This window comes from Azospira sp. MPR-E4 (genome assembly GCF_058809645.1).
Genome location: NZ_JBXAST010000008.1, coordinates 69,962 through 93,352 on the forward strand (window position 1 = coordinate 69,962; position 23,391 = coordinate 93,352).

At 67.6% G+C, this 23,391-nt stretch carries 24 protein-coding genes; 16 read left to right on the plus strand and 8 right to left on the minus strand.

What is annotated here, in order from left to right; genetic code table 11:
* Positions 1-22 precede the first annotated feature (22 nt).
* Positions 23-1,414, plus strand: a complete 1,392-nt coding sequence (locus AC1RTA_RS04450) for an EAL and HDOD domain-containing protein (RefSeq protein WP_014235412.1) — start codon at positions 23-25, stop codon at positions 1,412-1,414.
* 33 nt (positions 1,415-1,447) lie between these two features.
* Here the strand turns inward: AC1RTA_RS04450 and AC1RTA_RS04455 are convergent, their stop codons facing one another.
* From AC1RTA_RS04455 to AC1RTA_RS04475, 5 genes are all read right to left on the minus strand, one after another.
* Positions 1,448-2,515: an SLAC1 anion channel family protein gene (locus AC1RTA_RS04455; RefSeq protein WP_492784052.1), complete on the minus strand. Its 1,068-nt coding sequence runs from the start codon at positions 2,513-2,515 to the stop codon at positions 1,448-1,450.
* 104 nt (positions 2,516-2,619) lie between these two features.
* Entirely contained in the window at positions 2,620-4,368 is a 1,749-nt protein-coding gene (locus AC1RTA_RS04460; RefSeq protein WP_492784053.1) for a cation acetate symporter, read from the minus strand.
* Complete coding sequence (locus AC1RTA_RS04465) at positions 4,365-4,682, minus strand: DUF485 domain-containing protein (RefSeq protein ID WP_014235409.1); 318 nt, start codon at positions 4,680-4,682, stop codon at positions 4,365-4,367. The genes AC1RTA_RS04460 and AC1RTA_RS04465 overlap by 4 nt, the downstream gene beginning before the upstream one ends.
* A gap of 443 nt (positions 4,683-5,125) precedes the next feature.
* Positions 5,126-5,341, minus strand: a complete 216-nt coding sequence (locus AC1RTA_RS04470) for a hypothetical protein (RefSeq protein ID WP_014235408.1) — start codon at positions 5,339-5,341, stop codon at positions 5,126-5,128.
* A 51-nt stretch (positions 5,342-5,392) separates the two neighbouring features.
* Positions 5,393-5,869, minus strand: coding sequence for an OmpA family protein (locus AC1RTA_RS04475; RefSeq protein WP_014235407.1), 477 nt, complete (start codon positions 5,867-5,869; stop codon positions 5,393-5,395).
* A 236-nt stretch (positions 5,870-6,105) separates the two neighbouring features.
* Here AC1RTA_RS04475 and AC1RTA_RS04480 point away from each other — a divergent pair, with 236 nt between their 5' ends.
* The 15 genes from AC1RTA_RS04480 (at position 6,106) to kdpE (ending at position 20,284) form a co-directional block, all read left to right on the plus strand.
* On the plus strand, positions 6,106-6,336 hold the full coding sequence (locus AC1RTA_RS04480; RefSeq protein WP_014235406.1) for a ParD-like family protein: 231 nt from the start codon (positions 6,106-6,108) through the stop codon (positions 6,334-6,336).
* A complete protein-coding gene (map, locus tag AC1RTA_RS04485; RefSeq protein WP_492784054.1) occupies positions 6,333-7,157 on the plus strand; it encodes a type I methionyl aminopeptidase in 825 nt (274 codons plus the stop codon). The genes AC1RTA_RS04480 and map overlap by 4 nt, the downstream gene beginning before the upstream one ends.
* 295 nt (positions 7,158-7,452) lie before the next feature.
* On the plus strand, positions 7,453-7,743 hold the full coding sequence (locus AC1RTA_RS04490) for a co-chaperone GroES (protein ID WP_014235404.1): 291 nt from the start codon (positions 7,453-7,455) through the stop codon (positions 7,741-7,743).
* A gap of 42 nt (positions 7,744-7,785) precedes the next feature.
* On the plus strand, positions 7,786-9,435 hold the full coding sequence (gene groL / locus AC1RTA_RS04495) for a chaperonin GroEL (protein ID WP_014235403.1): 1,650 nt from the start codon (positions 7,786-7,788) through the stop codon (positions 9,433-9,435).
* Positions 9,436-9,683: 248 nt separating this feature from the next.
* Positions 9,684-10,127: a YaiI/YqxD family protein gene (locus AC1RTA_RS04500; RefSeq protein ID WP_492784055.1), complete on the plus strand. Its 444-nt coding sequence runs from the start codon at positions 9,684-9,686 to the stop codon at positions 10,125-10,127.
* Between the two features lie 484 nt (positions 10,128-10,611).
* Positions 10,612-10,704, plus strand: coding sequence for a K(+)-transporting ATPase subunit F (gene kdpF / locus AC1RTA_RS04505; RefSeq protein WP_492784056.1), 93 nt, complete (start codon positions 10,612-10,614; stop codon positions 10,702-10,704).
* Positions 10,701-12,509, plus strand: coding sequence for a potassium-transporting ATPase subunit KdpA (gene kdpA, locus AC1RTA_RS04510; protein ID WP_492784057.1), 1,809 nt, complete (start codon positions 10,701-10,703; stop codon positions 12,507-12,509). The genes kdpF and kdpA overlap by 4 nt, the downstream gene beginning before the upstream one ends.
* A 10-nt stretch (positions 12,510-12,519) precedes the next feature.
* On the plus strand, positions 12,520-14,598 hold the full coding sequence (gene kdpB, locus AC1RTA_RS04515; protein ID WP_492784058.1) for a potassium-transporting ATPase subunit KdpB: 2,079 nt from the start codon (positions 12,520-12,522) through the stop codon (positions 14,596-14,598).
* A gap of 10 nt (positions 14,599-14,608) precedes the next feature.
* A complete protein-coding gene (gene kdpC / locus AC1RTA_RS04520) occupies positions 14,609-15,184 on the plus strand; it encodes a potassium-transporting ATPase subunit KdpC (RefSeq protein WP_492784059.1) in 576 nt (191 codons plus the stop codon).
* Between the two features lie 9 nt (positions 15,185-15,193).
* The gene (locus tag AC1RTA_RS04525) at positions 15,194-15,334 is read left to right on the plus strand and encodes a hypothetical protein (RefSeq protein ID WP_492784060.1); all 141 of its coding nucleotides are present in this window, start codon (positions 15,194-15,196) and stop codon (positions 15,332-15,334) included.
* Positions 15,331-16,167 carry a TorF family putative porin gene (locus AC1RTA_RS04530; protein WP_492784061.1) on the plus strand — a complete coding sequence of 279 codons (837 nt, stop codon included), beginning with the start codon at positions 15,331-15,333 and terminating at the stop codon, positions 16,165-16,167. Before AC1RTA_RS04525 ends, AC1RTA_RS04530 begins: the two co-directional genes overlap by 4 nt.
* 217 nt (positions 16,168-16,384) lie before the next feature.
* A complete protein-coding gene (locus AC1RTA_RS04535; RefSeq protein ID WP_014235394.1) occupies positions 16,385-16,687 on the plus strand; it encodes a hypothetical protein in 303 nt (100 codons plus the stop codon).
* Positions 16,688-16,697: 10 nt separating this feature from the next.
* On the plus strand, positions 16,698-16,874 hold the full coding sequence (locus tag AC1RTA_RS04540) for a hypothetical protein (protein ID WP_014235393.1): 177 nt from the start codon (positions 16,698-16,700) through the stop codon (positions 16,872-16,874).
* Positions 16,875-16,883: 9 nt separating this feature from the next.
* Positions 16,884-19,580, plus strand: a complete 2,697-nt coding sequence (gene kdpD / locus AC1RTA_RS04545) for a two-component system sensor histidine kinase KdpD (protein ID WP_492784062.1) — start codon at positions 16,884-16,886, stop codon at positions 19,578-19,580.
* On the plus strand, positions 19,577-20,284 hold the full coding sequence (gene kdpE / locus AC1RTA_RS04550; protein ID WP_014235391.1) for a two-component system response regulator KdpE: 708 nt from the start codon (positions 19,577-19,579) through the stop codon (positions 20,282-20,284). The genes kdpD and kdpE overlap by 4 nt, the downstream gene beginning before the upstream one ends.
* A gap of 77 nt (positions 20,285-20,361) precedes the next feature.
* Here kdpE and AC1RTA_RS04555 read toward each other — a convergent pair whose 3' ends face one another.
* The 3 genes from AC1RTA_RS04555 to AC1RTA_RS04565 form a co-directional block, all read right to left on the minus strand.
* Positions 20,362-21,030: a CerR family C-terminal domain-containing protein gene (locus AC1RTA_RS04555; protein ID WP_492784063.1), complete on the minus strand. Its 669-nt coding sequence runs from the start codon at positions 21,028-21,030 to the stop codon at positions 20,362-20,364.
* Between the two features lie 8 nt (positions 21,031-21,038).
* Positions 21,039-22,175: an ABC transporter permease gene (locus AC1RTA_RS04560; RefSeq protein ID WP_014235389.1), complete on the minus strand. Its 1,137-nt coding sequence runs from the start codon at positions 22,173-22,175 to the stop codon at positions 21,039-21,041.
* Between the two features lie 9 nt (positions 22,176-22,184).
* Positions 22,185-23,391: ABC transporter permease (locus tag AC1RTA_RS04565; RefSeq protein ID WP_492784064.1), on the minus strand; the 1,207-nt coding region annotated here is incomplete at its 5' end.

Sequence of the window (23,391 nt, forward strand, 5' to 3'; positions counted from 1 at the left end):
TCATCCGAGGAGCCGCCCGCCCATGTTTTCCCGCCTGTTCCGCTCCCGCAGCGAAGTGCCGGCCGCCGCCGAGGCCGCCGCGCCTGTTGCCCCTGCCGCCTCTGGCGCGGCCGCGCCTGCCACGCCGCCGGTTGCCCCCCTGCCCGGGGAGGAGCAGCGCCATTCCTTCGTGCGGCGCGAGCCCATCGTCAATCGCCAGCAGCGGGTGGCCGCCTACGAGTTCAATCTGGAGGCCCGCCTCGCCTCCCGCCTGGGCGGGCGCAGTGCCGTCGTCCAGCGCAGCCTGCAGGAGGCCCTGTTCCACGAACTGGCCCTGGCCTCCGGCGAATCCGGGGTGCTCGGGCAGCGCCTGGCCTTCGTCCCGGTCAGCCCCGATGCCCTGGATTCGGCCGCCCTGGCCCGCCTGCCGCGGCAGAACACGGTGCTCATGCTGGCCCTGCCGCCCGACGTGGAGGCCGAGGCCCTGCCGCCGCCGGCGACCCTGGTGCGGCTGCGCCAGGAAGGCTTTCTCCTGGGCATGTACGTGCCGCCGGACAAGGCCGCCCTGGCCGCCCTGCGGCCCCATCTCGATTACGTGGCGGTGGATGTGGCGGCTTTCGACGGCGAGCGCCTGCGCAACCTGGCCTACGCCCTGAAGACGGTGGACGGCCACACGGTGCACCTCATCGCCGACAACGTGCAGACGGCGGATGAATTCAATCTCTGCTTCCAGCGCGGCTTCGACTATTTCCAGGGCCGCGCCGTGTCCCTCAAGGAAGCCTGGGCGCCGGCCAAGGGCGCCGCTTCCCGCATGCGCATCATCCAGCTGCTCAACCTGGTACGCAACGAGGCGGAGAACAAGGAGCTGGCGGAAACCCTGAAGCAGGACCCCCTGCTTTCCTTCCGCATCCTGCGCTACATCAACTCCCCCGGCATCGGCCTGACCACGCCCGTTTCCTCCATCGAGCATGCCCTGGTGGTGCTGGGCCTGGGGCGCTTCTACCGCTGGCTGTCCCTGCTTCTGTTCGCCCCTCAGGGCGGCGGCTTCGGCGAGTGGCTGGTGGTGGAGCATGCTCTGACCCGGGGCCGGCTGATGGAATTGCTGGGGGCCGGCCGCTTCCCGCCGGCCGAGCACGATGCCCTTTTTCTGTGCGGCTCCTTTTCCCTGCTGGACCGGCTGCTGCAGCAGCCACTGGCCGAAGTGGTGGGGCAGCTGACCCTGCCGCCGGCGGTGAAGCAGGCCCTGCTGCAGCGGCAGGGGCCCTACGCCCAGCTGCTGGAGGTGGCGGAAGCCTGCGAGAGCCTGGAGTCGGCCCGCATCGAAAGCGCCGCCCAGGCCGCCGGCCTGGAGGCGGAGGCCACCAACCGGGCCATGATCATGGCCATGGCCTGGGCCAACGAGGTGGGGGAACTGGGCGGCAGCGACGCCCTGTAGGACGGGGCGGGCCCGGGCGGCCCGCCGTCGGCCTCATTCCGGCTGGCAGATTTCGCCGCGGCGGATGGCCACCAGGGTGCGGGCGATGAGCAGGCCCAAGACCAGACTGAGGATGGAGAGCAGGATCATGCCCAGGGCGCTGAAGAAGGTGCTGTGGGTGCGACCGGCCATGGCCAGGGTGGCGATGGTCACCGCCGCCAGGGGGAAGGAATAGGCCCAGGAGGAGAGGAAGAAGGGCACGCGCAGGAAGCGCAGCACATTGGAAAACAGCAGCAGGGCCAGGAACAGGGCCGTGTGCAGCAGGATGTGGGCAAAGGCGTCCACCTCCCCGGTCAGGTTCATCCAGGCCACGCAACCCACCGAGGGCGGCGCCAGGAGGATGAACAGGGTGGGGGTGAGGCGCAGAGGCAGGGGCTCGTGGAAGAAGAGCCGGTACATGACGATGGTCAGCAGCACCAGCCAGAACACCAGCCCGATGCTGAAAAAGAACCAGGACAACTCCGGCGGGGCAAAGCGCACGCCGACCACGGGCACGATGATGTTGCCCACCACCGGGATGAACCAGGCCGGGTTGGCGTGCTTGATCTCGTAGTGGGTGTGGTGCAGCCAGCCGCCCATGATGGCCAGGGTGAACGCCAGATGCAGCCCGGCGCCCAGGCCCCAGATCGGGGCGGCGAGGCCGGGGGCGTCCTCGGCCCAGGCGATGGCCAGTAGCAGCAGGCCGATGGAAATGGTGGGGAAGAAGTTGATGCGCACCGGATGGCGCCATTCGCCGAGGACGGCGACCCGGTGGGTGAGGAACTTGAGCCCATACACCAGGGCCGTCAGCAGCCACACGGCGGTAGCCAGCCAGCGCAGCCATTGCCCCACTTCCGCCGGCGCCCCCAGGACCAGGTGGGCCTTCTGCCAGGCGATGGCAAGACCGGCGGTGCCCATCACCGTGGAGAAGAAGGAAACGGGAAAGAGGGAGAGCCGGGCGGGCGTGGGGGCGGTGTGGGTCATGGCGGAGGGTTCCGTATAACGGGCGGCCGGAATAAACGCGGCGGGGTCGGACTTGGGCTGCTTCTTGTCGGGATGGGCCGGAATGAGGCCGGCGCCCATTATATGCAAATTCAGAGTTTTCTAATATTCAAAATGGGGGGAGCCGGACGGGCAAAAAAAAGCCCGGGGCAAGCCCCGGGCTGTGAGGTGGGTCGGTTTGCTTCTTAGTGGGAGGAGGCCGCTGCGGCACCGATGCCGGTTTCGGAGCGGATTTCCTGGTCCAGGTAGGCGACGCGTTCCTTGGCGGCCTGTTCGCTGCGATCCATCAGGGAGAACAGCCAGATGCCGATGAAGCCGGCAGCCATGGAGAACAGGGCCGGGGAGGCGTAGGGGAAGATTTCCGTCTTGTTGCCCAGGATGTCGACCCAGATGGACTTGGAGAGGACAGTCAGAGCCACAGCGGTGATCAGGCCCAGGAAGCCGCCGTAGAAGGCGCCCTTGGTGGTGCAATCCTTCCACAGCACGGACATGAAGAGCACCGGGAAGTTGGCGGATGCGGCGATGGCGAAGGCCAGGGACACCATGAAGGCGATGTTCTGCTTTTCGAAGGCGATACCCAGCACCACCGCGATGATGCCCAGGGCAACGGTGGTCATCTTGGACACGCGCATTTCCGTGGCGCTATCCACGTTGCCGTGACGGAACACGGAAGCGTAGAGGTCATGGGACACGGCGGAGGCACCGGACAGGGTCAGACCGGCAACCACAGCCAGGATGGTGGCGAAGGCCACGGCAGAGATGAAGCCGAGGAACACGTTGCCGCCCACGGCGTTGGCCAGGTGGATAGCCGCCATGTTGCCGCCGCCCTTCAGCACGCCCTTGGCATCCAGGAACTCGGGGTTGGTACCGACGAGCACGATGGCGCCGAAGCCGATGATGAAGGTCAGGATGTAGAAGTAACCGATCCAGGTGGTGGCCCAGAACACGGACTTGCGGGCTTCCTTGCCATCCGGCACGGTGAAGAAGCGCATCAGGATGTGGGGCAGACCGGCGGTACCGAACATCAGGGCCATACCGAAGGAAATGGCGGAGATGGGATCCTTGATGAAGGAGCCCGGGCCCATGATGGACTGACCCTTGGCGGCAGCAGCGGCAGCGACCGTCTCGGCAGTGGCACTCGGATCGGTTTCCAGCGCCTTGGCCAGCAGGCCCTTGGCAGCCAGGTCGGTCTTGATGCGCACGGCGTCGGCGAACAGGGCTTCAGGGGAGAAGCCGTACTTGGCCAGCACCATGAACACCATGAAGGAAGCGCCGGAGAGCAGCAGCACGGCCTTGATGATCTGCACCCAGGTGGTGGCCGTCATGCCGCCGAACAGCACGTAGACCATCATCAGGATGCCGACCAGCACCACGGCCATCCAGTAGTCGAGGCCGAACAGCAGCTTGATCAGCTGGCCGGCACCCACCATCTGGGCGATCAGGTAGAAGGCCACCACCACCAGGGTGCCGGAAGCCGCCAGAGCGCGGATCGGCGTGGCCTGGAAGCGGTAGGCCGCCACGTCGGCAAAGGTGAATTTGCCCAGGTTCCGCAGGCGCTCGGCCATGAGGAACATGATGATGGGCCAGCCCACCAGGAAGCCGATGGAGTAGATCAGGCCGTCGTAGCCGTTGGCGAACACGGCGGCAGAAATACCCAGGAAGGAAGCGGCGGACATGTAGTCGCCGGCGATGGCCAGGCCGTTCTGGAAACCGGTGATGCCGCCGCCAGCGGTGTAGAAGTCAGCCGCCGTCTTGGTCTTGGAGGCAGCCCACTTGGTGATCCACAGGGTCAGCAGCACGAAGGCGCCGAACATGATGATGGCCGTCCAGTTGGTGGCCTGCTTTTCGGCCTGGCCTTCCAGCGCCGCGGCGAACACCGGGGAGCTGAGCAGGCCCAGGCCGGCGAGGGCGAGGGTGTTGGTCAGTTTTTTCATTTCTTCATTTCCTCCTGGACGATCTGCTCGGTCAGGGCATCGAACTCGCTGTTGGCGCGGCGGACGTAGAGGCCGGTGATGGCGACGGTGAACAGGATCAGGCCGACACCGACGGGAATGCCGACGGTCATGACGCCGCTTTCGGACAGCTTCTGGGCCAGCAGCGCCTTGTCGAAGGCGATGATGGCGATATAGCCGTAGTAGGCCAGCAGCATGATGACGGTCAGGGTCCAGCCAAAGACGTTGCGCTTGCTTTTCAGCTCGTGGAATTTCGGGTTTGCCCGAATCCGCTTGGTCAGCTCTTGTTGACTCATTTGTCTCCTCCTAAAAAACCTCCGGGCCAATCGAAGGACTGGCCATGGAGCCGAACTATGTCCCCGAAGACTTACAGTTCCCTTACTCCAATGAGAACTTTTTGCGTCAGGACGGAAGAATTTCGAGTCTCGGTAAGTGAATGATTTAATGGAAAAACGATTTGTGCGCTGCGTCAATTTTTCTTGGCGGTTATGCCGTTGCAATGGGGTGTTTTATGTCGACTGGTGCAATCGATTTATCAATGCGTAAATTGCGGAAGCGCTGTTTTGATTCGGTTTTTGGGCTTGGCAGCCCAGGTGGCCGCGTCCGCGATTAACCGCGGACGGGGAGGGTGAGGGGGTGGTGCAAATGCGGAAAGAACGGCGCCGGCATTGGTCTGGCGGGTGTCCGTCAGGGGGGTGACGGACGTTCCGGAGCGGTGCCGCTGTGAAAAATATTTTTTTCAGGCGAGGAAGTTCTGCCGTTCCTTGAACAGCTTGCGGGCGTCGGCGTGGGCCTGCTCCAGGTTGCGCAGGGCCGGATCGTCGTCGTGGGGGCAGAAGTACTCCTTGTCCTGGGCGGCCATGACCAGGGCGATGGCCGCCTCGTCCTCCAGGTCGTACTTCTCGGTAATCAGGGTGGTGACTTCGTCCAGATACTCTTCGTAGGTCATGGGCATGGCGGAATTCCAGGGAGGGGGGCGGGCCGGCGGCATGGCCGCCAAAGGGGGTCAGGGCTGCAGCACCAGTTCGACACGGCGCCAGGAACTGCGGCAGGCTTCGCTGTCGCAGGCCGGCGCCAGTTCCCTGCCCCGGGCGCGGATGAGTATCTGGGTGCCGCGGACGCCACGGCGTACCAGGGCGGCTTCCACCAGGGAGGCCCATTTCTCCGACAGGGCCAGGCAGTACTCCTTGCTGCCCAGGTGGTCCGTGTGGGCACGCAGCACCAGGCGCCGCAGCCGGTCGGCCCGCAGCTCCTCGGCCATCTGGTCGAGCAGGGGCGCCGCCGCCGGCGGCACCTCGGCATCGCCGGGGGAGAAATAGACGCTGGGGGCCTGGGGCGTGGCCACCACTTCGGCCGGGGGCGGCACGCTGGGCCGGGCCGGGGCCGGCGGCCGCGGCGCGCTGACGACGGTGGGGGCAGTGGGCGCGGCGCAGGCCGCAAGACAGGCGGCGAGGCAAAGCAGGGTCAGGCGAATGGGCTGCATCGGAATCTGGCGGGGCCGCCGCCGGGCCGTTGTCCGCCACCGGCAAGGGGCGCATGGCTGTCCGGGGCCCCGCAGCGGGACTGGGAAGCCTGCCATTATAGGGGCGGCCCCGGCCCGGGGGCGAGTCCGGGAATCGCCGCAAAGCCCGGCCCGGACCCGGGGGAACAGGATGGGCCAGAGCACAGATATTTTTGCTAGTATACGATTCGTATATAAATCGTATATTTTGAGGTGTCATGGGAATCGTCAAAATTTCAGAGCAGATGCACGAAAATTTGCGTCTCACCAGCGGCGCCTTGAGCCGTTCCATCAACGCGCAAGCGGAACATTGGCTACGTGTGGGGATGCTCGCGGAACTCAACCCGAACCTGGCCTACGCTGATATCTGCCAGTTGCTGATTCAGGCGGAACGGCAGGCTGAAGGCAGTTCTGCCGACAAGGATGCAGCGGTGGCGCAGGCGGCATGAGCGCAGCGCGAGCCGTACCCATCCGGGCGGAGGCCGAAATTGCCATGGCCCGACGCGCCGGAATGTTGGCTGCCGATGTCCTGCGGATGATTGCCGGCCATATCCGGCCGGGAGTTACCACCAATGAGCTGGACCGCTTGTGCCACGAGTACATTGTCCATGTGCAGCAGGCGATTCCTGCCAATGTGGGCTACCACGGCTACCCCAAGACAATTTGCGCCTCGGTAAACCATGTGGTTTGCCACGGCATTCCGTCCGACAAGAAGCTGAAGGACGGGGACATCGTCAACATCGACGTTGCCGTCATCAAGGACGGCTGGTTCGGCGATACGAGCAGGATGTTCCTGGTCGGCAACTCCGGCATCCTGGCCCGGCGCCTGGTGCGCACGACCTATGAAGCCATGCGGGCAGGTATACGGCAGGTCCGTCCGGGGGCCACCCTTGGCGATATCGGCCACGCCATCCAGAGCGTTGCCCAGCGGGAGAACTTCAGCGTCGTTCGCGAATACGGCGGCCACGGCATCGGCACGGTCTACCACGACGACCTGCATGTGCCCCACTACGGCCAGCCCGGTAAGGGGCTGAAACTGGAGCCGGGCATGATCTTCACCATCGAGCCGATGCTCAATGCGGGTGGCGCCGCCATCCGCCATCTGCCTGACGACTGGACGGTCGTGACCAAAGACCGCTCCCTTTCGGCCCAGTGGGAGCACATGGTGCTGGTGACCGAAACCGGTTTCGAGATTTTGACGCCCTGGCCCGATGGCGAGGGGGACTACCCGCCCATCACGCCGGCAGGCGCCGTCCTGCCCCTGTCCTGATCCTGCCATTGGGCTCTGCCGCCTACCGGAGGGGGGATTGATCGGTTCGGTGGGCTGGGTGGATGTTTGTATTTTGGATCAGTTGCTTAGCTTCCTTCCCTCGGCAATTTTCTGTCTCTCGCCATACCTGGGGACAACAATTGTGTCTGGCCACCCTTGAAATCGAAGGGGGGCGCCCCTATTATTAGCACTCGCTCGGGGTGAGTGCTAACAGGCCAGGCCTTCACCACCCCGCCTGACCGGGCCGACAGGCCCCTGAATCCCTGCAATAACTTCGTTACAAGGAGCTATCCCTATGAAAATCCGTCCCTTGCACGACCGTGTGATCGTCAAGCGCGTCGAAGCTGAGCGCACCACCGCTTCCGGTATCGTCATCCCCGATTCCGCCGGTGAGAAGCCCGATCAGGGTGAAGTCCTGGCCGTTGGCCCCGGCAAGCGTGACGATTCCGGCAAGCAGAACGCCCCCGACGTGAAGGTGGGCGACCGCGTCCTGTTCGGCAAGTACGCCGGCCAGACCGTCAAGGTGGACGGCCAGGAACTGCTGGTCATGCGCGAAGAAGACATCATGGGCGTGGTCGAGGCCTAAGCCTCTCCCCCTTTCCCATTCAACAGATTCTGGAGAATTTCAATGGCAGCTAAAGAAGTCAAATTCGGTGATTCCGCCCGCGCCCGCATGGTCGAAGGCATCAACGTCCTGGCCGACGCGGTCAAGGTGACCCTGGGCCCCAAGGGCCGCAACGTGGTGCTGGAGCGCTCCTTCGGCGCCCCCACCGTGACCAAGGACGGTGTGTCCGTGGCCAAGGAAATCGAACTGAAGGACAAGTTCGCCAACATGGGCGCCCAGATGGTCAAGGAAGTCGCTTCCAAGACCTCCGACCTGGCTGGTGACGGCACCACCACCGCCACCGTGCTGGCCCAGGCCATCGTGCGCGAAGGCATGAAGTACGTGGCCGCCGGCATGAACCCGATGGACCTGAAGCGCGGTATCGACAAGGCTGTCGCCGCCACCATCGAAGAGCTGAAGAAGATTTCCAAGCCCTGTGCCACCACCAAGGAAATCGCCCAGGTCGGTTCCATCTCCGCCAACTCCGACGCTGACATCGGCACCATCATCGCCAATGCCATGGAAAAGGTCGGCAAGGAAGGCGTCATCACCGTTGAAGACGGCAAGTCCCTGAACAACGAACTGGACGTCGTCGAAGGCATGCAGTTCGATCGCGGCTATCTGTCCCCCTACTTCATCAACAACCCGGACAAGCAGATTGCCGTCATGGACAATCCCTTCGTCCTGCTGTTCGACAAGAAGATCTCCAACATCCGCGACCTGCTGCCCGTGCTGGAACAAGTCGCCAAGGCCGGCCGTCCCCTGCTGATCATCGCTGAAGACGTGGAAGGCGAAGCCCTGGCCACCCTGGTGGTGAACAACATCCGCGGCATCCTGAAGACCGTGGCCGTCAAGGCTCCCGGCTTCGGTGACCGTCGCAAGGCCATGCTGGAAGACATCGCCATCCTGACCGGTGGCCAGGTGATCTCCGAAGAAGTGGGCCTGACCCTGGAAAAGGCTACCCTGGACGACCTGGGCCAGGCCAAGCGCATCGAAGTGGGCAAGGAAAACACCACCATCATCGACGGCGCCGGTTCCGAAGACGCCATCAAGGCCCGCGTGGCCCAGGTGCGTGCCCAGATCGAAGCCGCCACCTCCGACTACGACCGCGAAAAGCTGCAGGAACGCGTGGCCAAGCTGGCCGGCGGCGTGGCCGTGATCAAGGTGGGTGCTGCCACCGAAGTCGAAATGAAGGAAAAGAAGGCCCGCGTCGAAGACGCCCTGCACGCCACCCGCGCTGCCGTTGAAGAAGGCATCGTCCCCGGCGGCGGCGTTTCCCTGCTGCGCGCCCGCGCCAACCTGGGCAACCTGAAGGGCGACAACCACGACCAGGACGCCGGCATCAAGATCGTGCTGCGCTCCCTGGAACAGCCCCTGCGCGAAATCGTTGCCAACGCTGGCGACGAGCCTTCCGTGGTGGTGAACAAGGTGGTTGAAGGCAAGGGCAACTTCGGCTTCAACGCCGCCACCGGCGAGTACGGCGACATGGTGGAAATGGGCGTGCTGGACCCCACCAAGGTCGAGCGCACCGCTCTGCAGAACGCCGCTTCCGTCGCCGGCCTGATGCTGACCACCGACTGCATGGTGGCCGAGCTGGCCGAAGACAAGCCCGCCGCCGGCATGCCAGACATGGGCGGCATGGGTGGTATGGGCGGCATGGGCATGGGCATGTAATTCGCTCCTGCCAGCATCTGCTGCAAAAAAGCCCGGCTTGAAGCCGGGCTTTTTCTTTTGGGATTGCCTGCTGACACCGCCGCAGCTCCGCCGGCGGGTCTCCATCCGCCGGCGGCAGCGGCACTCCCATCCGGCGAAGTTCCCCGGTCCCGGTTCCGGGCGGCGGACGGAATCCGGCCCGCCCCGCTGCCAGTTGGGGGCGCTTGCGGTAAGCTGCCGGCCATTCTCCCCTTCGGAACCCGCTGACCATGCAAATCTGGGTCGATGCCGATGCCTGCCCCAAGGCCATCAAGGAAATCCTCTTCCGCGTGGCGACGCGCACCCAAATCCTGGTCACCCTGGTGGCCAACCAGGCCCTCTACGCGCCGCCATCGCCCTACCTGCGCAGCATCCAGGTGCCCAAGGGCTTCGACGTGGCGGACAACGAAATCGTCGCCCGGGTGGCGGCGGGGGATCTGGTCATCACCGCCGACATTCCCCTGGCGGCGGAAGTCATCGCCAAGGGCGCCCGGGTGCTGACGCCCCGGGGCGAGCCCTACGACAAGGGCTCCGTCCAGGCCGCCCTGTCCATGCGCAATTTCATGGACACCCTGCGCTCCGCCGGCGTCGACACCGGCGGTCCCGCCGCCATGAGCCAGTCCGACCGCCACGCCTTCGCCCAGCAACTGGAGCGCCTGCTGCCCCGGGGCTGAGGCGCTCCGGTTCCTTCCGTTAGAACCGCCGCAGCGGCGCCGTTGGCGGCGCCCGTCCCTTGGAGAGCCCCGTCCGAAGGCAGTGTCGCGGCTGGCCCCCGTCGTCCTTCATTTCCTCTTGCCGCCGGGTGTCATGGCGCCCCGCCCGGGCCTGCGCTCCTCCTTCCCGCACGTTGTCTCTGCTCTCATCGCCTCGGCTGGGAGGCAGCAAGGACGGGCATTTCGGCTATGGCTGCCTGAAGATGGCCGTCCCTATTGCCTTTTCAGCCAGGTCTTGAAGCCGGTCCGGCGTCTTTACACCATCTTAACGAGGCCCTCCCCAGCTTTAGCAAGGTCTTGATTCCTCCCCGCCTACAGTTCGAGCGTGATGTTCCATCTGCATACGGAGGATTTCCATGGACCTGTTCTACATCGGCCTGGCCATCGGCTTCTTTGCCCTGACGGCCGGCCTGGTGGCTTATTTCGACCGCTTGCGGAGGTCGTGATGGCGCCCCTTTACCTGATCGCCCTGGCGGTGGCCGTCGGCCTCTTCGCCTATCTGCTGGCCGTGCTGTTCTACCCGGAGGACTTCTCATGAGTACCAACCTCCTGCTGCAATACGGCTTCTTCTTCGCCGTCCTCTTTCTCCTGGCCTGGCCCCTGGGGCTGTACATGGCCCGCATCTACCGGGGCGACCTGCCGGCCTTCGTGGCCTGGCTGCGGCCGCTGGAGAACTTCTGCTACCGCCTGGCCGGCGTGCGCCACGGCGACGACATGGGCTGGCGCCGTTACGCCGGCGCCGTGCTGGCCTTCAGCCTGCTCGGCGTGCTCGCCGTCTACGCCCTGCAGCGCCTGCAACTGTGGCTGCCCTTCAATCCCCAGGCCATGGCCAACACCACGCCGGACCTGGCCTTCAACACCGCTGTCAGCTTCGTCACCAACACCAACTGGCAGGCCTACGGCGGCGAAACCACCATGAGCTATTTGACCCAGATGCTCGGCCTGGCGGTGCAGAACTTCCTCTCCGCCGCCACCGGCATGGCCGTGGTGGTGGCCCTGATGCGGGGCTTCCAGCGCAAGGAGGCCGGCGGTATCGGCAATTTCTGGATCGACATGGTGCGCTCCACCCTCTACGTGCTGCTGCCCCTGTCCCTGATCCTGGCCCTCACTCTGGTGGGGCAGGGCGTGGTGCAGAGCGTGGCGCCCTACGCCAGCGTGCCCCTGACCCAGGCGGTGGACTATGAACAGCCCAAGGTCGGCGCCGACGGCCAGCCCGTGCTCGACGCCGCGGGCAAGCCGGTGCTGGAGGCGGCCACCGCCAGGGAGCAGACCCTGCCCCTGGGGCCGGCGGCCAGCCAGATCGCCATCAAGCACCTGGGCACCAACGGCGGCGGCTTCTTCAACGCCAATTCCAGCCATCCCTACGAGAACCCGACCCCGGTTTCCAACCTGTTGCAGATGCTGGCCATCGTCCTCATCCCGGCCGCCCTCTGCTTCACCTTCGGCCGCTGGGTCGGCGACCTGCGCCAGGGCCTGGCCATCCTCGCTGCCATGACCGCCATCCTGGTGGCCCTGCTGGCGGTGGAAGTGTGGGCCGAGCAGGCCGGCAACCCCCTGTTCGAGCGGCTCGGTCTGGCCACCCAGGGCAGCGAGCTGATGGCTGGCGGCAATATGGAAGGCAAGGAGGCCCGCTTCGGCATCAGCGCCACCTCCCTCTTCGTCACCGTCACCACCGCCGTCTCCTGCGGCGCCGTCAATGCCATGCACGATTCCCTCACGCCCCTGGGCGGCCTGGTGCCGATGTGGCTGATGCAGCTGGGCGAGGTGGTCTTCGGCGGCGTCGGTTCCGGCCTCTACGGCATGCTGGTGTTCGCCATCGTCGGCGTCTTCGTCGCCGGCCTGATGATCGGCCGCACCCCGGAATACCTGGGCAAGAAGATCGAGGCCTACGAGATGAAGATGGCCGCAGTGGCCATCCTCGCCACGCCCCTGGCGGTGCTCCTGGGCACGGCCCTGAGCCTGATGCTGGAGGCGGGTGCCGCGGGTGTCTTCAACCCCGGTGCCCACGGCTTCTCGGAAGTGCTGTACGCCTTCTCTTCCGCCGCCAACAACAACGGCAGCGCCTTCGCCGGCCTGGGCGCCAACACGCCCTACTACAACACCGCCCTGGGTCTGGCCATGCTCTTCGGCCGCTTCACCATCATCGCCGCGGTGCTGGCCATCGCCGGCTCCCTTGCCGCGAAGAAGCGCATTCCCCCGTCCGCCGGCACCCTGCCGACCCATACGCCCCTGTTCGTGGTGCTGCTGATCGGCACCGTGATCGTGGTCGGCGCCCTGACCTTCCTGCCTTCCCTGGCCCTGGGGCCGGTGGTGGAACACCTGCAGATGGTCGGCGTCCGCTAAGGAGTCCTCGATGAAAACAACAAGCCAATCCCTCTACGACCGGGCCCTGCTGCAAGAAGCCGCCTGGGAATCGGTCAAGCGCCTCTCCCCCCGCTACCAGGTGAAGAACCCGGTGATGTTCGTGGTCTGGCTGGGCAGCCTGCTCACCACCGGCCTCTGGCTCCAGGCCCTGGCCGGGGAAGGCGAGGCCCCCGCCGGCTTCATCCTGGCGATCACCCTGTGGCTGTGGTTCACCGTGCTCTTCGCCAACTTCGCCGAGGCCGTGGCCGAGGGCCGGGGCAAGGCCCAGGCCGCCGCCCTGAAGGGCCTGAAGAAGACCGTGTGGGCGAAGAAGCTGCGGGAAGCCCACGCCGGCGCCCCCTTCCACACCGTGCCCTCGGAAGACCTGCGCAAGGGCGACGTGGTGCTGGTCCAGGCCGGCGACGTCGTTCCCGGCGACGGCGAGGTGGTGGAAGGCGTGGCCTCGGTGGACGAATCGGCCATCACCGGCGAATCGGCCCCGGTGATCCGGGAGTCCGGCGGCGACTTCAGCGCCGTCACCGGCGGCACCCGGGTGCTCTCCGACTGGCTGGTGGTGAAGATCACCGTCAATCCGGGGGAGACCTTTCTCGACCGCATGATCGGCATGGTGGAAGGGGCCAGGCGGCAGAAGACGCCCAACGAGATCGCCCTGACCATCCTGCTGGTGGCCCTGACCCTGACCTTCCTCCTGGCCACGGCGACCCTGCTGCCCTTCTCCATCTACAGCGTCGGCGTCGCCGGCAGCGGCAGCCCGGTCACGGTGACGGTGCTGGTGGCCCTGCTGGTGTGCCTCATTCCCACCACCATCGGCGGCCTGCTCTCGGCCATCGGCGTCGCCGGCATGGGGCGGATGATGGAAAAGAACGTCATCGCCACCTCCGGCAAGGCGGTGGAAGCCGCCGGCGACGTGGATGTGCTGCTGCTGGACAAGACCGGCACCATCACCCTGGGCAACCGCCAGGCCGCCGCCTTCGCCCCCGCCGCCGGCGTCAGCGAGAAGGGGCTGGCCGAAGCGGCCCTGCTCGCCTCCCTCGCCGACGAAACGCCGGAGGGCCGCTCCATCGTCACCCTGGCCAAGGAGCGCCTGCACCAGCGGGGCCGGGACATCCACGCCGACGGCGCCAGCTTTGTGCACTTCACCGCCCAGACCCGCATGAGCGGCATCGACTGGCAGGGGCGCAGCATCCGCAAGGGCGCCGCCGATGCAGTCAAGGCCCACATCCTGGCCCTGGGCGGCGAATGGTCCGCCGCCGTGCAGCAGGCGGTGGACGACATCGCCCGCCGCGGCGCCACGCCCCTGGCGGTGGCCGAATCCAGCGCCGGCGCCGCCCGGGTGCTGGGGGTGGTGGAACTGAAGGACATCGTCAAGGGCGGCATCAAGGAGCGCTTCGCCGAACTGCGCCGCATGGGCATCAAGACGGTGATGATCACCGGCGACAACTCCCTCACCGCCGCCGCCATCGCCGCCGAGGCCGGGGTGGACGACTTCCTGGCCGAAGCCACGCCGGAGGCCAAGCTCAAGCTGATCCGCCAGCACCAGCAGGACGGCCGCCTGGTGGCCATGACCGGCGACGGCACCAACGACGCCCCGGCCCTGGCCCAGGCCGACGTGGCGGTGGCCATGAACAGCGGCACCCAGGCGGCCAAGGAGGCCGGCAACATGGTGGACCTGGATTCCAACCCCACCAAGCTGATCGAGATCGTGGAGACGGGCAAACAGATGCTGATGACCCGGGGCGCCCTCACCACCTTCTCCATCGCCAACGACGTGGCCAAGTACTTCGCCATCATCCCGGCCGCCTTCGCCGCCACCTATCCGGCCCTCGGCGTGCTCAACGTCATGGGCCTGGCGACGCCGGCCTCGGCCATCCTCTCGGCGGTGATCTTCAACGCCCTGGTGATCGTCGCCCTCATCCCCCTGGCCTTGAAGGGCGTGGCCTACCGGCCCCAGGGCGCCGCCGCCATCCTGCGCCGCAACCTGCTGGTCTACGGCCTGGGCGGCCTGGTGGTGCCCTTCGCCGGCATCAAGGCCATCGACCTCATGCTTGTCGGCCTGCATCTGGCCTAAGGAGACTTCCATGCTCAAGGAACTGCAACCCGCCCTGATCCTCCTGGCGCTGCTCAGCGCCCTCACCGGCGCCGCCTACCCGGCCCTGGTCACCGGCCTGGCCCAGGCCACCATGCCCGACCAGGCCAACGGCAGCCTGCTCAAGGAAAACGGCCAGGCCGTGGGCTCCCGCCTCATCGGTCAGCCCTTCTCCGACCCCCGCTACTTCTGGGGCCGCCCCTCCGCCACCGCCCCCATGCCCTACAACGGCGGCAGCTCCGGCGGCGCCAACCTGGGGCCCCTCAACCCGGCCCTGGAAGCGGCGGTACAGGAACGCATCGCTGCTCTCAAGGCGGCGGACCCGGGCCAGCAGGCCCCCATCCCGGTGGATCTGGTGACGGCCTCCGCCAGTGGCCTCGATCCCCACATCAGCCCCGCCGCCGCCCGCTGGCAGGCGCCCCGGGTGGCCCGCCTGCGCGGTCTGCCCGAAGCCCGGGTGCTGGCCCTGCTGGAGCGCCACACGGAAGGCCGCCAATGGGGCTTCCTGGGCGAGCCCCGGGTCAATGTCCTGGCCCTCAACCGGGCCCTGGACCAGGTGGCGCCCTGAGGCTCCGCCATGACCGGCCCGCTCCTGGACCTCTGCCACCTGCTGCTGGCGCTGCTGGCCATTTTCGCCCCCATCGCCCTGGCCGGCTGGCTGCTGGGACATCGTCCCCCGGCGCCTTCCTCCTCATCCCGAAACAGGAAAAACCCATGAACAACTCCAAGCACCTTGTACTTCTGCCCCTGCTTCTGCTTGCCGCCGGCGCCGCCCGGGCCGAGGCGGAGGCCGCCCCGGACCTTACCGTCAGCAGCAATCTCAACCTGGTCAGCGAATACCGTTTCCGCGGCATCGACCAGACCTGGGGCGGCCCTGCCCTCCAGGGCGGCGTGGACCTGGCACACCGCAACGGCCTCTATGCCGGCCTGTGGGCCTCCAACGTTTCCGGCAACTCCTACCCGGGCGGCAACCTGGAGGTGGACTACTACGCCGGCTACAACGGCAAGCTGGACGACGACTGGGGCTATACCGTCGGCGGCTACGGCTACTGGTATCCCGGTGCCAATGTGAACAAAGGGACCTGTCCCTCCGCCGCCTGGGCGGCCCCCTGTTCCCTGCCGGGGCAGAAATTCGACAACTTCGAGCTGAACGGCGGCTTCTCCTGGCGCTGGCTCAGCTACAAGCTGTCCGTCTCCCTCACGGACTACTTCGGCGCCAACACCAAGACCGGCTACAGCAGCGACACCAAGGGCAGCCTCTACCACGACCTGAGCGCCAACGTGCCCCTGGCCGAGGACATGACCCTCAACCTGCACCTGGGCCGCACCGACGTCAAAGCCACCTACGGTGGCATCAGCGCCGACTACACCGACTACCGCCTCGGCCTGACCAGGACCTTCAGCGGCGGCTGGAGCCTCTCCGGCGCCTGGGTCGGCGCCACCAACGACCGCTTCTACCGGCCTCCGGTAGGCGGCCTTTCCGCTGCCAATGGCGAAACCCGGGAGTTGAACAAGGACCGTCTCGTCCTCCAGGTGGGACGGTCCTTCTAACGGGTTCCGACAGCAGCTTCCACCTCCCCCGGGGAAGCTGTTTCTTGTGCCGGCCCAGGCTTCGCCCGGGCCGGTTTTTTTTGTTGCTGCCGGATTTGGGGGGCGATTCTTAACGCCATCTTGATACGGCTTCGGCTATTTTTGACCCCATTGCAACAGCCCCTTTTCTAATCTGTGGGCATCGGGTGCCGCGCCACCCTTCGTTCCCAGGTGTCCTATGAATGCCAATGTCTGTATCGGAATCCGTATCGACGGCGACCAGCTGCAACTGGCTGCCCGCCAGCAGGGCCGAGCCCTCGGCCAGGTTTCCTTCTCCCGCGACAGCGTCGGGCGTCGTGCCCTGGCCAGCTACCTGGCGGCCTGGGAGGCGCCGTTGCGGCTGGCGGTGGCGGCCGGTGCCGCCGGCATCGCCCTGGCCGTGGCCCTCGGCGACGGGCCGGGGCGGGAGGTCTATCTGGTGGCCGCCAGCATCGCCGACCAGCCGGCGGCCCTGGCCCGCTACGCCGAGCAGCGCCTGTGAGGGGACGGCCATGCCCATCCATATCTGCCCCGTCTGCGGCACCCGGCACCCGATCAACGCCGTCGAGCATCCCTTCGCCTACGGCCGCCAGCTGACCTGCGGCCCCCAGTGCAAACACCGCCTGCGCCAGCAGGTGCGGCAGCGCATCCTGGCCGAGCTGGCCCTGCGCGCTGCCGCCAAGGAATAAACTCCACCCATGTCCGATCCTCTGCAACGCCCCGATCCCGACGCCCTCCTGGCCCGCCTGGAGGCGGAGGAAATCCAGGCCCGCCGCGGCCGCCTGAAAATCTTCTTCGGCGCCAGCCCCGGCGTCGGCAAGACCTACGCCATGCTGGCCGCCGCCCGTACCCTGCAATCCCAGGGCGTGGACGTGGCGGTGGGGGTGGTGGAAACCCACGGCCGGCGGGAAACCGCCGAGCTGGTCCAGGGCCTGGAGCTGCTGCCTTCCCGGCAGGTCGAGCACCGGGGCCGCCGCCTGCAGGAATTCGACCTGGATGGCACCCTGCAGCGGGCGCCGGACCTGGTGCTGGTGGACGAGCTGGCCCACAGCAATGCCCCCGGCAGCCGCCACCCCAAGCGTTGGCAGGACGTGGAGGAACTCCTGGCAGCCGGCATCGACGTGTTCACCACGGTCAATGTGCAGCATTTGGAAAGCCTCAACGACGTGGTGGGCCGCATCACCGGCGCCCGGGTGTGGGAGACGGTGCCCGACCGCCTCTTCGATGCCGCCGACGAGGTGGTGCTGGTGGACCTGCCGCCGGAGGAACTGCTGACCCGGCTCAAGGCCGGCAAGGTGTACGTGCCCCAGCAGGCCGAGCGGGCCATGGCCAACTTCTTCCGCAAGGGCAATCTGCTGGCCCTGCGGGAACTGGCCCTGCGCCGCACCGCCGACCGGGTGGACGACGACGTGCGGGCCTACCGCCGCGACCAGTCGGTGAGCACCGTCTGGCCGACCCGGGAATCCCTGCTGGTGTGCATCGGTCCGGGCCCCGGCAGCGAGCGCCTGGTGCGCAGCGCCGCCCGCCTGGCGACCCAGCTGGAGGTGCCCTGGCACGCCCTCTATGTGGAGACGCCCCGCTACCAGCGGCTGCCCGAAGGGGAGCGGGGGCGGGTGCTGAAGAGCTTGCGCCTGGCCCAGGAGCTGGGGGCCGAGACGGCCAACCGGCCGGGCCAGGATGCCGCCGCGGCGGCCATCCAGTACGCCCGGGAACACAATCTGGGCAAGGTCCTGCTGGGCCGGGAACTGCCCGGGGACTGGCGCCGCTGGCTGCCCTGGCGCACTTCCCTGGCGCGGCGCCTGGCCCGCCAGGCGCCGGACCTGGACGTCATGCAGGTGGCCAGCGATGGGGTGGACGGGGAAGCGCCGCCGCTCCCGGACGGCCCGGCCCGGCCCGCCGCAGTCAATGTGCGGGGCTACGGCCTGGCGGCGGCGGCCGTGGCTGCCGTGACCCTGGTGGCGACGCCCCTGCACGGCGCCCTGGACCTGGCCAACATCGTCATGCTGTTCCTCCTGGCGGTGCTCTTCGCCGCGGTCAAGCTGGGGCGCAACCCGGCCATCCTGGCCGCCTTCCTCTCCGTCGCCGCCTTCGATTTCTTCTTCGTCTCGCCGCGCCTCTCCTTCGCCGTCAGCGATGTGCAGTACCTGCTGACCTTTTCCGTGATGCTGGCGGTGGCCCTCATCACCGCCCAGCTCACCGCCGGCCTGCGCTTCCAGGTGGACGTGGCCCAGAGCCGGGAGCGGCGCAGCGACGCCCTCTACGAGATGGCCCGGGAGCTGTCGGCGGCCCTCACCGTGGAGCAGATCGACGACATCACCCGGCGCTTCGTGCAGCAGGGCTTCCAGGCCCGGGCGCTCCTGCTGGTGCCCGGCCAGCAGGAGCGCCTGAGCCTGCCGGAAGGGCTGCCGGCCGACCTGCCGGTGGACCTGGGCATCGCCCAGTGGGCGGCGGACCACGGCGAGGCTGCCGGCCTGTCCACCGACACCCTGCCCTCGGCCCCCATGCGCTACCTGCCCCTGAAGGCGCCGATGCGCACCAGGGGCGTGCTGGCGGTGCTACCCCGGGAGCAGCCCTGGCTGCCCTCGCCGGAACAGGAGCGGCTGCTGGAGACCTGCGCCACCCTGGTGGCCATTGCCGTGGAACGGGTGCATTACATCGAGGTGGCCCAGGAAGCCCTGGTGCAGATGGAGTCGGAGCGCCTGCGCAACGGCCTGCTGGCGGCCCTCTCCCACGACCTGCGCACCCCCCTCACGGCCCTGGTGGGGCTGGCCGACTCCCTCAGCCTGGGCGGCGCCCTGCCGCCGGCCCAGGCCGAGCTGGCCCAGGCCATCCGGGGCGAGGCCATGCGCACCAGCGCCCTGGTGCATAATCTGCTGGACATGGCCCGGCTGCAGTCGGGCCAGGTGACCCTGAAGAAGGAGTGGCAGCCCCTGGAGGAAGTGGTGGGGGCGGCGCTCCAGGCCCGGGCCTCGGTTCTGGCCCAACACCGGGTGCGGGTGGACCTGCCCGCCGACCTGCCCCTGCTGGAGTTCGACGCCGTGCTGATGGAACGGGTGTTCTGCAATCTCATCGAAAATGCCGCCAAGTACACGCCGCCGGGCAGCCTCATCGAGATCGGCGCCCGCCGGGAGGCGGAGCGGGTGCTGGTGAGCGTCAGCGACAACGGGCCGGGCCTGCCGCCGGGCAAGGAGGCGGGCCTGTTCGAGAAATTCACCCGGGGCCAGGACGAGTCGGCCATTCCCGGCGTCGGCCTCGGCCTGGCCATCGTCCGCGCCATCGTCGATGCCCACAAGGGCAAGGTGTGGGCGGAGAACCGCAGTGACGGCCCCGGCGCCCGCTTCGTGTTCACTCTGCCCCTGGGCCAGCCCCCGGCCCTGCCGACGGAGCTGCTGTGAATCCCGCCGCCGGCCAGGAGCGCCTTGCCCCGGTGGTGGTGATCGTCGAGGACGAGCCCCAGATCCGCCGTTTCGTCCGCGCCGCCCTGGAGTCGGAGGGCTGCACCGTGTGGGAGGCGGACACCGCCGCCCGGGGCCTGATCGAGGCCGGCACCCGCAAGCCCGACCTGCTGGTGCTGGACCTGGGCCTGCCCGATGGCGACGGCGTCGATCTGATCCGGGACCTGCGCAACTGGTCCGGGGTGCCGGTGCTGGTGCTGTCGGCCCGCAGCGACGAGAGCGACAAGGTGGCGGCCCTGGATGCGGGCGGCGACGACTACCTGACCAAGCCCTTCGGCATTCCCGAACTGCTGGCCCGGGTGCGGGCCCTGCTGCGCCGCGCCGGCCGGGGCGGCGACATGCCGCCGGTGTTCGCCTTCGGCCCGGTGGAGGTGGATCTGGCCCGGCGCCAGGTCAGCCGCCATGGCGAGGCGGTGCATCTGACCCCCATCGAATACCGGCTGCTGAGCCAGCTGGTGGCCAACGCCGGCCGGGTCCTCACCCACCGCCAGCTGCTGCGGGAGGTGTGGGGCCCCAGCCATGTGGAGCACGCCCACTACCTGCGGGTGTACATGGCCGGCCTGCGGCGCAAGCTGGAGGACGACCCGGCCATGCCGCGGCACATCCTCACCGAATCCGGCGTCGGCTACCGGCTGGCGGTGTAATGGGGGCTTGGCCCGGGAACTAGAATTGACGCGCTTCTCCGCCGTACCTGCCTGGAGAGAGGCGTCCCTGCTGTCTCTCAGGCCTGCCGTCGCAGGCCCGCCACCGTGGCTCGGCAGTGCTGCTCGATGACCGCCAGCATGGCCTGCAGCTGGGCCGGCTCGTAATCGCTTTCCGACCAGCCCAGGCGTCGCTGCAGGGTGGTGCGGGCGGAGCCGAAGGCGACCATGGCGCCGATCAGGGCGTGGGCCAGCAGCAGGTTCTCGGGCGCTTCCTCCGGCTGGCCGGTGACCCGGGCCAGGAGCCGGCTGACCAGGGTGTGGCCGGGGCGGGTGAAGCGCTCGTAGAGCACGTCGAAGGCCGGCGTGGGGTGGAACTGCTCCCGGGTGAGGAAGATGAACCAGGCCAGGGGATGGCCGGGGACGAAGGAGGCGGCGGCCAGATCCCGCACCACCTGCACCAGCAGCTCGCCCGGGTCGGTGGCCGGGTCCTGCAGGCGTTGTTCCGCCTCCCGGGTCAGGCTCTGGATGCGGGGCCCCATCTCGGCGGCGATGAATTCGGCGACCGCCCGGTACACCCCTTCCTTGCCGCCGAAGTGGTAGGGAATGGCCGACTGGTTCACCCGGGCGGCGGCGGCCAGCATGCGGGTGGTGACGCCGTCGTAGCCGTGGCGGCCGAAGAGGGCCAGGCCGGCGGCCAGGAGCCGTTCCCGGGTGTCGTCGCTGTGCAGTTCGGGCAGTTCGGCCATGGCGCGTCCTACACCTGGGTCTGGGTCACCGACTTGCGGAAGCGGGCGTGGGCGATGAGGAAGAAGATGGCGCCGATGCCGGTGATGGCGAGGAACTCGGGCCACACCGTGTCGAGGCCGGCGCCCCGGTAGAGGATGGCCTGGGCCAGGCGCACGAAGTAGGTGATGGGGGCGCCGAGCATGATGTCGCTGACCACTTCCGGCATGCTCTCCCGGGGCGTGACGCCGCCGGAGAGCAGCTGCAGGGGCACGATGGTGAGGATGAAGAGCAGGCCGAACTGGGGCATGGAACGGGCGATGGTGCCGAGGAAAATGCCGATGGAGGCGGCCGAGAAGAGGTAGAGGGCGGCGCCGCAGAGGAACAGGGGCACGGAGCCGGCGATGGGCACCTGCATGATGGCCTGGATCACGGCGATGAGGCCGACGCTGGCGGCCAGCAGCACGGCGGCACCGCTGGCCCAGACCTTGGCCATCATGATCTCGAAGGGGGTCAGGGGCATCACCAGCAGGTGTTCCAGGGTGCCGTGCTCCCGCTCCCGGATGAAGGCGGCCCCCACCAGGATGATGGTCAGCATGTTGATGTTGTTGATCACCTCCATGACGCCGCCGAACCAGAAGCCGGTGAGATTGGGGTTGAAGCGCACCCGGGTGGTGAGGCGGATCGGCGGGGCGCTGCTGTCCCGTTTGCCGGTGAGGTATTCGTTGAGTTCCCCGGCGACGATGCTCTGGATGTAGCTGGCGCCGATGAAGGACTGGCTCATCACCGTGGCGTCGATGTTCAGCTGCAGGGTCGGGCGCCGGCCTTCCTTCAGGTCCCGCTGGAAATTGGCGGGGATGACCAGGGAAAAGGAATAGCGGCCCTGGTCCAGGGCCCGGTCCATCTGGGCCATGGAAATGAGGTCCGGCGTCTTGAAGTAGGGCGGCGTCAGGGCGCCGATGAGGCGGGCGGAAAGGGGCGAACGGTCCTCGTCCACCACCGCCACCGGGGCGTTGCGCAGTTCCTGGGAGACGCCCTTGGCGGCGCTGTAGATGCCGCCGGTGAAGGCCCACACGATCAGCACCAGCAACACCTTGTCGGCCCACAGGCTGCGCAGCTCCTTGAGCCCCAGGCGGAAGATGTTGGCCAGCGTGCCGTGGCGGTCCATGGTCGTTTCCTATTTCTCCTGCTTGGGCAGCAGGGCCAGGGAAATGAGGGTTAGCACCGGAATGAAGCAGGCCAGGGCGAGGAACTGCTGTCCCAGGTCGGCAAAGCCCAGGGCCTTGGTGAACACGCCGCGGCTGATGACCAGGAAGTAGGTGGCGGGGAAGAACTGGCCGATCCTGTAGGCGCCGCCCACCAGGGAGGCCACCGGGGTGGTGAGGCCGGAGAACTGCACCGTCGGCAGCATGGTCAGGATGGCGGTGCCGAAGAGGGCGGCGATCTGGGTCTTGGTGAAGGTGGAAATGAGCAGGCCCAGGCCGGTGGTGCACACCACGTAGAGCAGGGCGCCGCAGGCCAGGGCGAGGAAGCTGCCCTTGATCGGTACGCCGAAGACCAGCACCGCCTGCAGGGCCAGGGCGAAGAAGCTGAGCATGGACACCACCACGTAGGGCAGCTGCTTGCCGATGAGGAATTCGAGGCGGCTAACCGGGGTCACGTAGAGGTTGGTGATGGAGCCCAGCTCCTTTTCCCGCACCACGCCCAGGGCCATGAGGATGGCCGGGATGAACACCAGCAGCAGGGGGATCACCGCCGGCACCATGGCGTAGATGCTGCGGAAGTCCTGGTTGTAGCGGTAGCGCAGGGCCACGTCGGTCCAGGTCAGGGTGGGGGCGGTGCCGGTGGCCTCGGTCACCAGCTTGACGATGTACTGCTGGTGCAGGCCCTGGACGTAGCCCCGGGTGGTTTCGCCCCGGTAGGGCATGGCCCCGTCCACCCAGGCCCCCACTTCCGGCGAGCGGCCCTGGTGCAGGTCCCGGCCGAAATTGGGGGGGATTTCCAGGGCCACCGTCAGTTCCCCATCGCGCATGCGCCGCTCCAGCTCGGCGCTGTCGGCGATGGGCGGCTGCTGCAGGAAGTAGCGGGAGCCGGCGATGTTGTCGATGTAGTCCCGGGACTCGGGGGATTGGTCCCGGTCCAGCACGGCGAAGCGCAGGCCTTCCACATCCATGGAAATGCCGTAGCCGAGCACGAACATCAGCAGCACCGAGCCGAGCAGGGCGAAGGTGAGGCGGATGGTGTCGCGGCGCAGCTCCAGGGCCTCCCGGTAGGCGTAGCCGAGCAGGCGGCGCAGGCTGAAGGCCTTGTGCCGGTGGGGCGCCCGCGCCGCTGCCGTCGGCGCGGGCTGGGCGTCGGCGGGCGTCGGGTTCTGGGGCTGGGGC

What these genes read in the sequence shown, in the direction of transcription:
- AC1RTA_RS04460 (WP_492784053.1), bottom strand. Translation starts at nt 4,368, where the DNA reads ATGAAAAAACTGACCAACACCCTCGCCCTCGCCGGCCTGGGCCTGCTC.
- AC1RTA_RS04490 (WP_014235404.1), top strand. Translation starts at nt 7,453, where the DNA reads ATGAAAATCCGTCCCTTGCACGACCGTGTGATCGTCAAGCGCGTCGAA.
- kdpD (WP_492784062.1), top strand. Translation starts at nt 16,884, where the DNA reads ATGTCCGATCCTCTGCAACGCCCCGATCCCGACGCCCTCCTGGCCCGC.
- map (WP_492784054.1), top strand. Translation starts at nt 6,333, where the DNA reads ATGAGCGCAGCGCGAGCCGTACCCATCCGGGCGGAGGCCGAAATTGCC.
- kdpF (WP_492784056.1), top strand. Translation starts at nt 10,612, where the DNA reads ATGGCGCCCCTTTACCTGATCGCCCTGGCGGTGGCCGTCGGCCTCTTC.
- AC1RTA_RS04530 (WP_492784061.1), top strand. Translation starts at nt 15,331, where the DNA reads ATGAACAACTCCAAGCACCTTGTACTTCTGCCCCTGCTTCTGCTTGCC.
- AC1RTA_RS04470 (WP_014235408.1), bottom strand. Translation starts at nt 5,341, where the DNA reads ATGCCCATGACCTACGAAGAGTATCTGGACGAAGTCACCACCCTGATT.
- kdpB (WP_492784058.1), top strand. Translation starts at nt 12,520, where the DNA reads ATGAAAACAACAAGCCAATCCCTCTACGACCGGGCCCTGCTGCAAGAA.
- AC1RTA_RS04535 (WP_014235394.1), top strand. Translation starts at nt 16,385, where the DNA reads ATGAATGCCAATGTCTGTATCGGAATCCGTATCGACGGCGACCAGCTG.
- AC1RTA_RS04450 (WP_014235412.1), top strand. Translation starts at nt 23, where the DNA reads ATGTTTTCCCGCCTGTTCCGCTCCCGCAGCGAAGTGCCGGCCGCCGCC.
- AC1RTA_RS04500 (WP_492784055.1), top strand. Translation starts at nt 9,684, where the DNA reads ATGCAAATCTGGGTCGATGCCGATGCCTGCCCCAAGGCCATCAAGGAA.
- AC1RTA_RS04465 (WP_014235409.1), bottom strand. Translation starts at nt 4,682, where the DNA reads ATGAGTCAACAAGAGCTGACCAAGCGGATTCGGGCAAACCCGAAATTC.
- kdpA (WP_492784057.1), top strand. Translation starts at nt 10,701, where the DNA reads ATGAGTACCAACCTCCTGCTGCAATACGGCTTCTTCTTCGCCGTCCTC.
- groL (WP_014235403.1), top strand. Translation starts at nt 7,786, where the DNA reads ATGGCAGCTAAAGAAGTCAAATTCGGTGATTCCGCCCGCGCCCGCATG.
- AC1RTA_RS04475 (WP_014235407.1), bottom strand. Translation starts at nt 5,869, where the DNA reads ATGCAGCCCATTCGCCTGACCCTGCTTTGCCTCGCCGCCTGTCTTGCG.
- AC1RTA_RS04560 (WP_014235389.1), bottom strand. Translation starts at nt 22,175, where the DNA reads ATGGACCGCCACGGCACGCTGGCCAACATCTTCCGCCTGGGGCTCAAG.
- AC1RTA_RS04555 (WP_492784063.1), bottom strand. Translation starts at nt 21,030, where the DNA reads ATGGCCGAACTGCCCGAACTGCACAGCGACGACACCCGGGAACGGCTC.
- AC1RTA_RS04525 (WP_492784060.1), top strand. Translation starts at nt 15,194, where the DNA reads ATGACCGGCCCGCTCCTGGACCTCTGCCACCTGCTGCTGGCGCTGCTG.
- AC1RTA_RS04455 (WP_492784052.1), bottom strand. Translation starts at nt 2,515, where the DNA reads ATGGGCGCCGGCCTCATTCCGGCCCATCCCGACAAGAAGCAGCCCAAG.
- AC1RTA_RS04540 (WP_014235393.1), top strand. Translation starts at nt 16,698, where the DNA reads ATGCCCATCCATATCTGCCCCGTCTGCGGCACCCGGCACCCGATCAAC.
- kdpC (WP_492784059.1), top strand. Translation starts at nt 14,609, where the DNA reads ATGCTCAAGGAACTGCAACCCGCCCTGATCCTCCTGGCGCTGCTCAGC.
- AC1RTA_RS04480 (WP_014235406.1), top strand. Translation starts at nt 6,106, where the DNA reads ATGGGAATCGTCAAAATTTCAGAGCAGATGCACGAAAATTTGCGTCTC.